The following is a 13190-nucleotide window of genomic DNA, read 5'->3' as shown; positions in this document are numbered from 1 at the left end:
CTAGACCTTCAGCAGCAGCTCCGCCGCTTTTTCCAGCGTTTCATCCTTCTTCGCAAAACAAAAACGGAGCACTTTGTGGTCTTTCCCGTTTTGATAAAATGCGGACACCGGCACCGGCGTAACGCCGAATTCCTTCGTGAGCCGCACGGCAAATGCATGGTCGCTTTCGTCGCTGATGCGGTGGTATTGATAACATTGGAAATAACTGCCATGGCTGGGCATCGGCGTAAAACGCGTCTGCGCCATCAGCTCCTGGAAATGGTCGCGTTTGGCCTGCAGGAAATTGCCTAATTGCAAATAAGAATCCCTGTCGCGCAGGAAACCCGCCAGCGCCACCTGCGAAGGGCTGTGGCAGCTGAAGCAGTTGTACTGGTGCACTTTCCTGAATTCCGCCATCAATGCCGGCGAGCTGATACAATAACCCAGTTTCCAGCCGGTGCAGTGGTACAATTTCCCGAATGAAAAAGACACGAAACTTCTTTCCAGCAGGTCAGGATAACGCAAAATGCTTTGGTGGGGAATATTGTCGTAGATAAGATGTTCGTACACTTCGTCGCTCAGGATAAAAATATCCGTTCCTTCCACCGTCTTCCGCAGCTCCTTGATGTCGTTTTCACTCAACACCGCGCCCGTAGGGTTATGCGGCGTGTTGATCATGATCATGCGGGTGCGCGGCGTGATCTTCGCGCGTACTTCTTCCCAGTTGATCTTATACCCCGGGAATTGCAGGTCTATCATCACCGGCACCGCCCCGTTCACCAGCACGTTCGGCACGTAGCTGTCGTACGCCGGCTCGAAAATGATCACTTCGTCGCCCGGCTGCAGCACTGTTGTAAGCGAAGTGTAAATACCGTAAGTGCCGCCCGGCGTGATGGTGATCTGGCTGTCCGGATCAACATCCGTACCGTACAGGAATTTCACTTTTTCCGCGAGCGTTTCGCGCAGGGGCAGGTAACCCTGCATGGGCGCGTATTGATTGAAGCCGTTGTACATCGCTTCGTTCACTTTCGCGATCAGTTCCTGGTTCATCGGGAAGTCGGGGAAACCCTGGCCGAGGTTCACCGAACGGTGTTCGGCCGCCAGCGCGCTCATTACGCTGAAAATGGTAGTGCCCCAGCCGGGCAGCTTCGAGGTAAGGTTCAAGGTCAGAAAAGTTTATGTTTCAAAATAAACAAAAACACGTTTACGGCATGTACCAGAGGCCTTTCGGGGAGAGCGAAACAAACACCGCTTCCCCCTTTTTATAATTGCCGGCAGTAGTCCTTACGCGGATCACGTTGCCCGGTACTTCCACTTCCACATCGTGGTAACTTCCGCCGAAATACACTGCTTTTACGCGGCCTTTCAGCGCGTCCGTGCCTTCGCGCACGATGCGGAACTGTTCGGGGCGGACGAACATGTTTTTGCCGTTAACGCTCATGCCGGGCATCAGTGAAAATACCTTTGCCTTATCGGGCGTAAAAAGATGGTAATCGCCCAGCAGTCCGGCCACGTATTCGTTCGCCGGCTTGCGGTACAGTTCCGCGGGCGGTCCCTGCTGCACGATGGCGCCGTCTTTTATGATAATGAGCTCGTCCGCCCAGGGCAGGATGTCGTCCGGATCGTGCGACACCAGCAGGCAGGTAATATCCAGCTCGTTCCCGAGATCGTGGATCACTTCTTTGAGAATGCGGGTATGAATGAGGTCGAGATTGCTGTAGGGCTCGTCCAGCAGCAGCAGCGTGGGCATGGTGAGCAGCAGCCTTGCCAGGGAGATGCGTTGTTTTTCCCCGCCGGAAAGCTGGTCTGTTTTCCGTTTTACGAGATGCGCGATGCGGCATATTTCGAACAGGCGGTTGGCCTGTTCCTGCGTAAGTTTATTGGCGTAACCCAGCAGTTCCTCCACGCGGTAATTGTTGCGCAGCTCGTAATGCTGGGAGAGATAGGCTATTTGCGGATGCCCGGGAATGAGCTGATCGTCAGGGCCTTTCACTTTTTTTCCATCAAACAGCACCTGTCCGCCGTCAGGCTGTATCCAGCCCGCGATAATGCGCAGCAACGTGCTTTTCCCCGAGCCGGAAGCTCCTGCTATGGCTAGTTTCTGGAATTGCCGCTGCGTAAATGAGATGGGTTTCAGTTCAAATCCCAGCTGATCTTTCCTGTATATATCAGAAACCTGTAATAAATGCATATCGATGTCTTTGGCCGGTGCGCTACTGCAAAGTGCGTTCCAGTTACAGTCATCAAAGAAAATACATTTTTAGCGTACCTGCACCATCAGCACGGCGGTGTCGAGGGTTTTGTAGTGTTCTACCCCGATGGAGCCTGGTTTGGCCATGGGGTGACCGGGCAGTTCCTGGAAAAACTGCGGGAATTTAGATAGTTGCGGGCCGAAGGGTTTGACGGTCATGGAGAGGTAGCGGCCGGCGGGGATGTTATAGACGGAAGGCAGTGCGGCGCGTCAAAAAAAGGGGCGTGATGCGACAAAAGTGCGGTTTAAAATTTATTTTCATGATTCTGCAACATTATTCAACCAAGCCCGTCATATAGAGCAAATGATTCCTGATCCCGATAAACTGGCTGACAAGCAACTGGTTCACAGGGCTTTGAGTGGCGACGCTCAGGCTTTCGGGATCATTATCGGTAATACGGAGAAGCTGGTTGCGCAGATCGTGTGCAGAATGGTGAGTAACGTGGAGGACCGGAAGGACCTTGCGCAGGAGATCTACCTGAAAGCGTACCGGAGCCTGGGGTTGTTTAAACATGGATCGAAGTTGTCAACGTGGATTGCGCAGATCAGTTATAATGCGTGTATGGATTATTTGCGGCGGAAGAAGTTGTTTTACCCCGGGGAACCGGTGGACGGGCCGGGTCAAACCACTGCGGACGGGCAGATGTACCGGAAGGAACTGGCGGGTATTTTACAGGCGGGCATGGAGAAGCTGCAGCCGGTGTATCGTACGATGCTGACGTTGTATCACCAGGAGGAGTTGAGTTATGGGGAGATCGGCGAGATCACGGGCATGCCGGAAGGCACGGTAAAAAATTATCTTTTCCGGGCGCGGAAGGCGTTGAAGGAACGGCTGTCGTGGTATTACGGGGAGAAAGAGATGAAGCCGCGCGGGGACGATGGGGATGGGTGATGAGGGTTTGGGGGATGTGGATGAATATTGGGTTTGAGGTAAGTGTGATGATGGAAATGTGATGAACGGGAATTTGAGAGAGATGTGTAGCGGAAGTGTGGTAAGGGAATGTTTGATGAAAAATGTGTTGATGGCAAATGCAAAAGATATTGGTTGGAGAGAAGTATAATGTAGAATGGTTTGGAGGAAATGTGATGAAGAGAAATTTGAGAGAGATGCACCCGGGAATTTGAACGAAGAAGAATTTGAGGACAGGTTTTGGAAAAGAAATGACAACGAAAAACCGGAATGTGAAAGAATAAGATGTAAAGAAAGAGAGATATTAAAAGAAGCAAAAAGGAAGGGCAGAACAAGACTAATGGACGCTACCGGTAAAAAAATAACTTATGAGCAATGCACATGTAAACGACGAAATCATACAGGTATTTGCACTGGATAAAAACTATTACCATCCCGAAGCTTCGGCGCACCTGGAGCAATGTAAAACATGCCGCGAAGCTGTAGCCGCCTACCAGCGGATGTTTTCAGGTATTCAATCATCGCCGCCCGCCGTGTTCGACTTTGATGTAAAAGCGCTGGTGCTGCCGCAGCTGCCGGTGCCCGGGAAACCGCAAACCATGCGAAAGTCCGGATGGTTACCGGTACTGGTGATAGTGCTGGGAGCCGTATTGCCGCTCGGAATTGGAGGTTATGCATTCAGGAAAGATCTCGCCGGCATTTTCAACAGTTCGCTCCCCTACCTGCTGTTCTGTCTCGGTCCGGCCGCCACCCTGCTGCTGTTGTGGTTGGTAACGGACATACTCAGCCGCCACGGGCAAAAAATGGCACGGCTGGAATATTATTAAGCCAATTCATGATGTTGAAATAAAGATTAAAACACACCCAAAATGAAGAAGACATTCGTACTGATGGTTACAGTGCTGACGCCCGCGGCGCTTTTCGCCGAAAACTTCCGCCTGGCGGACAACCGGGAATTCAGCGCCCAGCTTCTCACGATCCCTGCCATGCTGATCATGCTGTACCTGGTATGCGCATTCGTGCTGTACATCGTCAAAGCGGTGCTGGAACACCGCCTGCGTTCCAAAATGGTCGATAAAGGCGTATCGGAAAAAGTAGCCGAGCAGTTCCTTCAACCGGTGAACCGCGACCTCCGCTCGCAGGCCCTCAAATGGTGCCTGATGCTCGCCGGTGCAGGCCTGGGGTTCCTGGTTGTGTATTACACGCTTCCGCTGGATATTCATTCCCTCGCGATCATGGCATTCAGCATCGCACTGAGTTATCTCGCCTATTTCCTGTACCTCAGATACAACGAACGCCCCTGATCATTTCACTTTAAATCAAAAAAATATGAACCGAAAATCTTTATTGCCCTCCGGGGCCTGGCAATGTTTTGTCCTGATCTGTCTCGCTGGCGCATTGACAGGCGGCCATCTCAAAGGACAATCCGTTTCTCAAGGTACTGCTACCCGGGATTCCCTTCCGGCGAATCCGAACACGCCGGATTCACTGAAGATGTTTGCAGTATACACCGGCACCTACGCCATTCCCGACGATCCTGACCTGACGGTGGTACTGGAAAACGGCAAACTGTACGGCATACCCACCAGCGGGCACAAACACCTGATGGTGCGCACCGGCCAGCACCAGTTCTATGTGGCTGAAAAAGCGATTCTCATGCAGTTTGAAATGGACAGCTATGGACAGGTAGCCGCGCTCCAGCTTTCCAAAGGCGACCAGTCCGTGTTAGCGACGAAAAAGAAATGATGAACAGTTCTCCGCTAAAGATGATGTGTATCGGAACCATGTGGCCATTTACGTGTTCCGTAAAAGAGGCGACGAAATAGCGGATCTCCTTCAGCCAAAGAGCATTTCCCCGGGAAACCGTTTTCACTTCACATACCGTGCCTTTTTCTTCAGCGCTTCCAGTGCATTGGCGAGGTACACCAGCGGGGCATTCCAGTTGATCGCGATCTCGTTGGAAGCATACGAGCAGGCCGTGTCGGAAAAGGCCGTTTCCGGCTCTGTGAACTGGTAATAACAACTATCCTGCCTGCCGGGGTTGGGGCCGCCTGAAAGCAGCCCCGGCACAGGATCTTCGATGCCGTCTGCAATAGACGGGCGATGATGCGGATGCATCACAGGTTTACTGCCTGAGCCGGTTAAAAAGGAATAACCGGTGGCATTGCGGCCCAGCAGGTAATCCATATTGCTGAGCGCCGCATCGAGGTAGTGCTGTTTATTCGTAAGCCGCCACGCGTATAACAACAAAATTCCCTGGTTGGCCGCTACCGAACTGCCGCCCCAGCTGAAATCGCGGCGGGACTGGCCCATCACCGTTCTGAATGCATTCCCCGGCTGTTTGCTAACATACCCGTCCGCCAAATGCAGCACGCGTTCTTTGATCAAAGGCAGGTCTTCCCGCACAGCGGGCAGGTCGCCCGAAGCCCGCAGCAGCGTGTAATATCCCTGCATTGCCACGTTGCGCCAGGTGGGCAGCGAAACATTATCTTTTAAGTGCTCTTTGAAAATTCCATAATAACGTTCGTTTTTCGTGGTGATATACATTTCAGCTGCGGCCCAGCTCCATTCGTCTTTTAGGTCATTGTCGCCATAAGCGCCGGTAGTAACGGCAGGCTGGAATTGTTTGTTCATCGCATTTTGGTCGTACATCGCCGCGGGATTCTTTTCCGCCCATTGCCAGGCCGCAGCGGCGGCTTTCAGGCAGCTGTCAGACAACCGGGGGCTGAACGTTTTCAGCACACGCGCCGCCTGCGCGGTTACCGCCGCAAAGTCCAGCGCGGCCGCGGTGCTTTTCTGCACCACGTAACGCGGTAATTTAGTGACGCCGGGCATCACCATGCCGTCGAACGATGCGTTGGTGCATTTGTGGTACACGCCGCCATCCGCTGGGTCCTGCATGGTGAGCATCCACCGGAGATTATACACGGCTTCGTCCAGGATGTCGGGCAGGGCGTTGCCGCTTTCGGGAATGGCTGTGCGGAGCGAGGCGTAATACGCGGGAAAATCTTCATAAGCTGACAATAACGAGCTCATTGAAATACCCGAGTTCACGATGTATTTGTTATAATCGCCGGCATCGTACCAGCCGCCCGGCGAAGCGATCACCGTACCGGCAGGGCGCCCGGGGCCGGCCGCGGAGGCATGTACATACACGGTATCGTCCGGGTGGCCCGCACTGCGATGCCATTTTCCCGCATATTTTTCTTCCAGCGTTATATTCGACCGCTGGAAATAAAATCCTTTCAGGCTGGCTGCTGCCGGTTTTTTTAATGCATCCTTCGACACCGCGAAAGAATACGACGCGCCCACACCGGGCACTACCAGCACATATTGCCCTTCTTTCGTCACCACCGAAAAATCAGCGATGCGTGTAAGCGTGGAAGAATTGGCGGAACGTTGCTCCGTGCCTAACCGTCCGCTGAACAGGGTGTCTTTCCCATTCCCGGCGACGACGTAAAAATTTTCTCCGGAATTACTTCCCGTCACCACTGCGATCTTCGGCGCATAGGGGTAAAAACCGGCCTGGTTCAATTGTATCCGTTGCTGCGCCATCGCGGGCAAAGCCAGTAACATACAAACTATGGTTCCTTTCATAACGTTCAACCTGTTTTATGAAATATACTATTACTTCTTTACTAATTTCACCGTCACCCCGCTGTACCGCACCACTTCATCCGCTTTCCCCTCCGGGTTCCAGCCCTTCGGCTCGTTACGGCTTATCCAAACCACGCGGAAAACACGATCACGAAGCATGCCGGGAAATTCGCCATGCCGCCCGCCGATCGTTAAAGTACCGCCGGCTTCTTTGTAACTGAAAGTGATATTGCTGAAAGCGCCCTTTTCGTAGTTGTAATTCGTGTCCTCATCTTCATACAAAGTAAATTCCGCGTCCTTTCCCGTATAAACATGCACAGTGACCGTATCCGCCTTTTTCTCCGCCGTGTATTGCAACGCCGGCCCGGAAAGCAGGATGGAGCCTTCTTTCACGAACACCGGCATGGTTTCGTAAGACGCGGCAACCGTGATGCGTTTCCCCCCGTCAAAATATTTCCCGGAATAAAAATCGTACCAGCCGCCGCCGGAAGGCAGGTACAGGCTGCGCTCGCGGGCTTTGTAAACATACACCGGGCTCACCAGCAACGACGGCCCGAACATAAACTGATCGCCGATCTCGCGCACATTTTCATCTTCCGGAAAATCCATTACCAGCGCGCGCATGATCGTGTAATCGCGGTGATATGCCATACCGGCCAGCGTATAAATGTATGGCATCAGCCGGTAACGCAGCCGGCTGTAATATTGCATGCTTTTATAGGCAGGATGGCCTTCCGGCGAAATGTTATAAATTTCCCTGAACGGAAGCTGGCCATGGGAGCGGAACAGCGGTACCATCGAACCGAACTGGAACCACCGCGCCTGCAATTCCCGCCATTCCTCAAGATCTGCAGCCGTAGGCTTTTCATATCTCGGCTCCACCGCAAACCCGCCGATGTCCATCGTCCAGAAAGGAATACCGGAAAGCGAAAAATTCAGCCCGGCGGAGATCTGCGTGCGCATGTCTTCCCATCTCGCCGCAATATCCCCGCTCCAGATGGCCGCGGCGTAATGCTGCGAGCCCGCAAACCCGGAGCGCGTAAGCAGGAACACCCGCTTGTCCGCATCCACACTGCGCTGGCCGTTGTAAATGCCTTTCGCGTTTTCAAGCGGGTATGCATTCAGGTATTCCGCGGCGGTGCCGTTTGCCGTGGGCGACATCTGCTCCTTGCGTTTCTCGGGCGACACATTGCTGAGCACATCCGGTTCGCTGGCATCCATCCACCAGGCATCCACACCTTTGTTGTATAATTTTTTATGCAGCAGCTCCCAGAAACCACGACGGGCCCTTTCGTTGAATGCGTCGTAGAAAGTGGACACGTACCCCTTCCCTATCCAGTCCCGCTGCCGGTCAGCAATATTGCGGCGGTACAGCCAGCCCTGTTTGTCGAACTCCCGGTACGCCGGGATGCCTTCGTAAAATTTGGGCCATACCGAGATCATGAACCGCGCATGATAACGCTCGTGCAGCGCCTGTATCATGCTGTCAGGCGATGGAAACCGCTGCGGGTCGAACTCCTGGCTGCCCCAGGCGTCTTCTTTCCAGTAACTCCAGTCCAGTACGATATTGTCCAGCGGCAATTTTCTTTTCCGGTATTCCGCCACGGCCTGTAGCAGTTCGTGTTGCGTTTTATAACGTTCGCGGCTCTGCCAGAAACCCATGGCCCATTTCGGAACGATGGGCGCTTTGCCGGTAAGCTGCCGGTAACCGCTCACTACTTCGTCCATGTTATTGCCGTGAATAAAGTAGTAGTCGAGGAATTGCCCGGCTTCGGACTGAATGGTAAAGGCATTGCGGTCTGCTTCCGGCACGGGATTGATCCAGCGGGCGCTGATGTAAGACACATCGCCGTCCGGCGTCCACATGATCTTTACCGGGTATTTTTTATTTTTTTCCAGGTCGATCTCCAGCAATGCGGTACCGGGGTTCCATGCCTGCCGCCATTTGTCGGCCATCAGTTTGCCGTTTACCCAAACTTTCAGGTAACCGCCGTAGGTGAAACGAAGCGTGTGCAAGCCGCTAAAGTCCGAAGCGATGGAACCTTCCCAGGTAAGCACGCCGGTTTTGACGGCAAAGTCCGCGGGCAGATTTTTTTTACTATCGTCGAGATAAGGATAATCAATTATGGATTCCGCGCGGGTGAACGCGACTTTCTCCGGGTGTTGCCGCTGGTTGCTGTACGACGCGGTGAGCCAGCCGGGCTCGCCTTTGGCGGAAAACAGCTGCAGGCGCGAAAGCGGCAGGTATTCCCTTGTATCGCCGGCTTTGGTGAGCGAATAATTGTCCCACAGGATGCCGTAATTTTTCCGGCTGATCAAAAATGGCACCGCCACTTCGGTATTGTTCTGAAAAAGGAACACCTGGCGGTGATGATAATTAAATATATCGTCCTGGTGCTGACCGAGGCCATAATACGCGTCTCCATCGGTAGTTTCAAAAGTTTGCGTGATGCCGTAAACGGACTGGCCTTCGAATACCGCGGGCTGCAGGTTTCTGCCGTTATGCGGCCGTTCCGCCAGCAGGGGCCTGCCGTTTTTATCCGTAAAAACAACGGCGCCGGTGGCCAGTGTGACCGTTGCGGTGAGGGAAGAAGTTTGCACCGTGACCTTATCGGTACTTTCGGTAAGCGTAAAATCCGCCGAGGGCGGACTGTACACGGTGATCAGGCTTTTACGCCCGGGAATTTCTTTTCCCGGCGAAGCCATCACACGAATAATGTTGTCTGTGATCACCTGCAGTTTTACCGCTCTTGCATTGCCGGAAAGATAGGTTTCCGGGAATACCGTTACGCCATCCTTTTCGCGGATGAACTTTACCGGGTCGCCCGCAAAACTGGGGATGGGCTGCAAAAATAAAATTGAAAAAAATGCTGTGCGCAGAAGTTGCCTGAATGCCATAATGTTCGTTTCTCAAATATTTCCGTGGATGACCTGGTAGCCGGTCACGCTCAAATTTACCCGGTCATGCCTTCTGCGGGGGTAGGCATATGTTGATAATTAGGTATTAAAATGTATACCGTCCTTTCTATTTGGTTGATTATCAATAACGATTTTTTCAAAGACAGGAATGCTGCTTCGGGCTGGCGGCAAAATTCAGTAAATTAACATCAGCCATTAAACCGACTTTATGCCATTCGCCATTACAGAAGCGATCTTTCAAAAAGCGGTGAACGCGATCGGCTCCGGCGATCTGCCCGAGTTGGAGCACCTGCTTGCCTGGCATCCCCAGCTGGCGTCGCATCGCCGCGACATCCCGGAAGACGGGTATTTCAAACATCCTTACCTGCTTTGGTTCATTGCAGACAATCCTGTTACCAACGATCATCTTCCTCAAAACATCCCGCGCATCGCCGCGGCGATCATCAAAGCCGTTCGACTGCATGCGCCCGAACTGTTGCAGGAGCAGCTGGATTATGCGCTGGCGCTGGTGGCTACCGGCCGCGTACCGCGCGAGCAGGGCGTGCAGCTGCCGCTGATAGACCTTTTAATAGATAACGGCGCGAATCCCGGCACGGGCATCGGCGCGCTGGCGCATAATAATATCGATGCGGCGCAACGGCTCATCGACCGCGGCGGCGAACTGACGCTGGCGGCAGCGGTATGCCTTCGCCGTACAGACTGGTTGCCCGCGCTGCTGGACCGTTCCAACGAAGCGGAAAGACAAGTGGCATTTGTGGCCGCCGCGTTTTACGGGTATGCGGATATGCTGGAGCTGCTGCTGCGGCATGGCGTGAATATCAACGCGCTGCCTACTGAAGGTTACGGGTTCCATTATCACGCCACGGCGCTGCACCAGGCCGTTTCTTCCGGTTCGCTGGAGGCGGTCATGCTGCTGGTGGAAGCCGGTGCAGACACACGCCTGGCAGATCTCATTTATCACGGCACGCCGCTGGGCTGGTCGCAGTACATGCAGCACACCAACGAAACGCCACCCGGTGAAAAGGAAAAATTTGCCGCCATCGAGGCATATTTAAAGGATAAATAAAATTATATGGGAAAAGGATCAGTTGAATTTAAACACGCTCAGGCAAAAGATCGTCAGGAAAAGGAGCAATTGCGCGAAATGGAACCGGCCGATCAGGTTTTTCACTTTCAGCAAACTGCTCTCCGGCGCCTGCTGCTCCAGCATTTTGCCCAGCCTCCCCTTTTGCAGCCTGCCTACGATAATGCCGTTGACGATCACGATCAGCACCAGCGCAAACTTGATCCGGAACCACACCTGTTCTCCGTACACCCCTTTGGTGAGGAACATCATGGTAACGCCCGAAAGAATGAGACAAAGCCCGCCGACCGCAAAAAACAGCGGAGACCTGGCCCTCGCCTCGCGGATCGCCAGCCCGCGCGTGCGATCGGTGGCGAAATATTTCCAGAACTGCGCAGACACGGAGAAGTCCTGAATAGTTGCGCCCGCCATCACGGCCAGTCCCGTAATGTGAATGATCAGCGCGATGTGGTAAATAGTCATGGTCGTCATGGTAAAAGTATTTCGTTTTCGAATTAATATCTATCAAATATAAGACGTTAACGGAATAAAACAATGATACCCGAAGCAATTTTTTTACATTTGCTTCGAAATCGAAATAACGATTTATGAATAAAACTGTTGCACTGGTGAAAGCCTGGGGAGCGTTCGAAGAGAACCATCCTGACGGGGACCTGGAAGACTTTTGCCGTCATTACCTCGCGCAAAGGCAGCGCCCCAAAGGAAAAGAGCCCAAAGCCCCGCTAACGGGCGGCGTGGTGCCGCCGTTAACCGACGGGTTATTATTAAAGATCATCGGTCGGGTACACAAGCTCAATTTTTCTTACGCCAACCTCGCCCTGAAAGGAACCGATCTCAACCAGATCGAGGAATTCGGCATATTGCTCACTATTCAGCAGGAAAAAAATCCCCGGAAAACGGAGGTGATCTACGCCAACCTGTTCGAGCTGAGCAGCGGCACCGATATGTTGGGCAGGATGATGAAACGCGGGCTGATCAGGGAGTACGACGATCAGGAAGACAAACGTTCCAAACGCATCGAGCTTACCGCCAAGGGCGAAAAAACGATCTTGGCGAGTTTTCCGAGGGTGAAAAAAATGGCGGCGATGATGTTGAGCGAGCTCACGGAAGACGATAAACAGCTGTGCATACAGCTGCTGAAAAACGTCGAGATAAAATTTTCCGCCCTTTGGCCCAAACACCGCGGGCGGCCTTTTGAGGAAGTGTTCGAAGAAGTGATGGAAGGAAAAGCATAACGGCTTCCTTCAAAACAAAATGGCCCTCCCCTTTCCGGAGAAGGCCACGAAAAAACCAGGCACAATTTATACGGCCACTGCTTCCACCGCTCTTTCGAGCGCGCGTTCCTTTACGCCCGGAATCGCCAGGCCTTCCACGCGGTAGGTGGTAATGTCTTTTAAACCGATAAAGCCCAGGATGGCTTTCAGGTAAGGCTCGCTGAAATCCAGTCCGTTCCTGCTGTCGTCGCTGAAAACGCCGCCCGAAGAGATTGCCAGGTAAACCTTTTTGCCATTCACCAAACCTTCCGGCCCGTTTTCCCCGTATTTGAAAGTAACCCCGGCGCGCACCACGTGATCGATCCAGGTTTTGAGCGAAGAGTGAATGGCGAAGTTGTACACGGGCACGCCTATCACGATAATGTCCGCCTCCATCAGCTGCGCCACCGCCTCGTCCGAGTGTTTCAGCGCGTTCACCTGCATGTCTGTACGGGCTTCCGCCGGCGTGAAGAACGATGTGAAATGTACTTCTTCGAGATGCGGAAAAGGCGTGGCGCCGAGGTTGCGCGTCACTACCGTGCTCCCGGGATATTTGGATTGCAGTTTTGCCACGATATCGTTGCCCAGTTGAACGCTGAAAGAGCCTTCCTGTTTCGGGCTTGAAATGAGATGTAATATTTTCATGTTTTGTTCTTTTGTCTATGCAAAATTATTTTCGCTAGCTTTACAAAAGCTGCTCCTATCCAGCGGGATAGCGGTATCCTGGAGGATAGCAGATCATCAAATCCTGCTAAAAAATGAGTGAGAACGAACGTAACCCGGAAAAATGCAAGGCCACGATGGAAGGTGTGCGCGACGCTTTATACGCGATCAGCGGAAAATGGAGAATGATGGTGATGGTCGCCATGCTGGGCGGCGCCAACCGGTTCAACGAAATAGAACGCGCCATCGACGGCATTACGCCGAAGGTGTTATCCAAAGAATTAAAAGACATGGAACTGAACGGCTTCCTGCAACGTGTGGAAATCGCGGGAAACCCCACGCAGGTGATCTACGAACTGACGCCCTACAGCAAATCGTTGTCCGAGATCGTGAACCTGCTCGGCGCCTGGGGCAGCCGGCACCGGAAACATGTTATGGAAATGAGCAAGGAACTGAACGCCGCAAAAGCCTGACCATTAAACCGGGCGCCCTTTCCGTGAACCCGGAACCGCCCTTCGTTAAAACGCCGTGAAG

General features: G+C 53.1%; 14 protein-coding genes. 7 read left to right on the top strand and 7 right to left on the bottom strand.

Annotated elements, in window-relative coordinates; genetic code table 11:
* From J7I43_RS23490 to J7I43_RS23480, 3 genes are all read right to left on the bottom strand, one after another.
* Window positions 1-1143 (bottom strand): methionine aminotransferase, encoded by a 1143-nt coding sequence (locus tag J7I43_RS23490; protein WP_209148439.1) that lies wholly within the window; start codon window positions 1141-1143, stop codon window positions 1-3.
* A 40-nt stretch (window positions 1144-1183) separates the two neighbouring features.
* Complete coding sequence (locus J7I43_RS23485) at window positions 1184-2170, bottom strand: ABC transporter ATP-binding protein (RefSeq protein ID WP_209148438.1); 987 nt, start codon at window positions 2168-2170, stop codon at window positions 1184-1186.
* Between the two features lie 69 nt (window positions 2171-2239).
* Window positions 2240-2389, bottom strand: a complete 150-nt coding sequence (locus J7I43_RS23480; protein ID WP_209148437.1) for a hypothetical protein — start codon at window positions 2387-2389, stop codon at window positions 2240-2242.
* A 145-nt stretch (window positions 2390-2534) separates the two neighbouring features.
* Here J7I43_RS23480 and J7I43_RS23475 point away from each other — a divergent pair, with 145 nt between their 5' ends.
* From J7I43_RS23475 to J7I43_RS23460, 4 genes are all read left to right on the top strand, one after another.
* Window positions 2535-3122, top strand: coding sequence for an RNA polymerase sigma factor (locus J7I43_RS23475; protein ID WP_209148436.1), 588 nt, complete (start codon window positions 2535-2537; stop codon window positions 3120-3122).
* A 386-nt stretch (window positions 3123-3508) separates the two neighbouring features.
* Window positions 3509-3967, top strand: a complete 459-nt coding sequence (locus J7I43_RS23470; RefSeq protein WP_209148435.1) for a hypothetical protein — start codon at window positions 3509-3511, stop codon at window positions 3965-3967.
* 42 nt (window positions 3968-4009) lie between these two features.
* Window positions 4010-4444 carry a hypothetical protein gene (locus J7I43_RS23465; protein WP_209148434.1) on the top strand — a complete coding sequence of 145 codons (435 nt, stop codon included), beginning with the start codon at window positions 4010-4012 and terminating at the stop codon, window positions 4442-4444.
* A 25-nt stretch (window positions 4445-4469) separates the two neighbouring features.
* On the top strand, window positions 4470-4886 hold the full coding sequence (locus tag J7I43_RS23460) for a DUF3471 domain-containing protein (protein ID WP_209148433.1): 417 nt from the start codon (window positions 4470-4472) through the stop codon (window positions 4884-4886).
* Window positions 4887-5009: 123 nt separating this feature from the next.
* Here the strand turns inward: J7I43_RS23460 and J7I43_RS23455 are convergent, their stop codons facing one another.
* Both J7I43_RS23455 and J7I43_RS23450 read right to left on the bottom strand, forming a co-directional pair.
* A complete protein-coding gene (locus J7I43_RS23455; protein WP_209148432.1) occupies window positions 5010-6737 on the bottom strand; it encodes a glycoside hydrolase family 9 protein in 1728 nt (575 codons plus the stop codon).
* 30 nt (window positions 6738-6767) lie between these two features.
* Complete coding sequence (locus tag J7I43_RS23450; protein WP_209148431.1) at window positions 6768-9587, bottom strand: TIM-barrel domain-containing protein; 2820 nt, start codon at window positions 9585-9587, stop codon at window positions 6768-6770.
* A 277-nt stretch (window positions 9588-9864) separates the two neighbouring features.
* Here J7I43_RS23450 and J7I43_RS23445 point away from each other — a divergent pair, with 277 nt between their 5' ends.
* A complete protein-coding gene (locus tag J7I43_RS23445) occupies window positions 9865-10722 on the top strand; it encodes an ankyrin repeat domain-containing protein (protein WP_209148430.1) in 858 nt (285 codons plus the stop codon).
* 18 nt (window positions 10723-10740) lie between these two features.
* Here the strand turns inward: J7I43_RS23445 and J7I43_RS23440 are convergent, their stop codons facing one another.
* On the bottom strand, window positions 10741-11211 hold the full coding sequence (locus tag J7I43_RS23440; RefSeq protein WP_209148429.1) for a hypothetical protein: 471 nt from the start codon (window positions 11209-11211) through the stop codon (window positions 10741-10743).
* A gap of 116 nt (window positions 11212-11327) precedes the next feature.
* On the opposite strand from J7I43_RS23440, the gene J7I43_RS23435 reads away from it, so the two are divergent.
* Window positions 11328-11975, top strand: a complete 648-nt coding sequence (locus J7I43_RS23435) for a MarR family winged helix-turn-helix transcriptional regulator (RefSeq protein ID WP_209148428.1) — start codon at window positions 11328-11330, stop codon at window positions 11973-11975.
* Between the two features lie 66 nt (window positions 11976-12041).
* Here J7I43_RS23435 and J7I43_RS23430 read toward each other — a convergent pair whose 3' ends face one another.
* Entirely contained in the window at window positions 12042-12638 is a 597-nt protein-coding gene (locus tag J7I43_RS23430; RefSeq protein WP_209148427.1) for an FMN-dependent NADH-azoreductase, read from the bottom strand.
* A gap of 113 nt (window positions 12639-12751) precedes the next feature.
* On the opposite strand from J7I43_RS23430, the gene J7I43_RS23425 reads away from it, so the two are divergent.
* Entirely contained in the window at window positions 12752-13129 is a 378-nt protein-coding gene (locus J7I43_RS23425) for a winged helix-turn-helix transcriptional regulator (protein WP_209148426.1), read from the top strand.
* Window positions 13130-13190: the final 61 nt, after the last annotated feature.

The sequence above is a fragment of the Chitinophaga chungangae genome, from assembly GCF_017742215.1.
Classification (GTDB): domain Bacteria; phylum Bacteroidota; class Bacteroidia; order Chitinophagales; family Chitinophagaceae; genus Chitinophaga; species Chitinophaga chungangae.
This window is presented reverse-complemented; position numbering and strand designations above follow the sequence as displayed.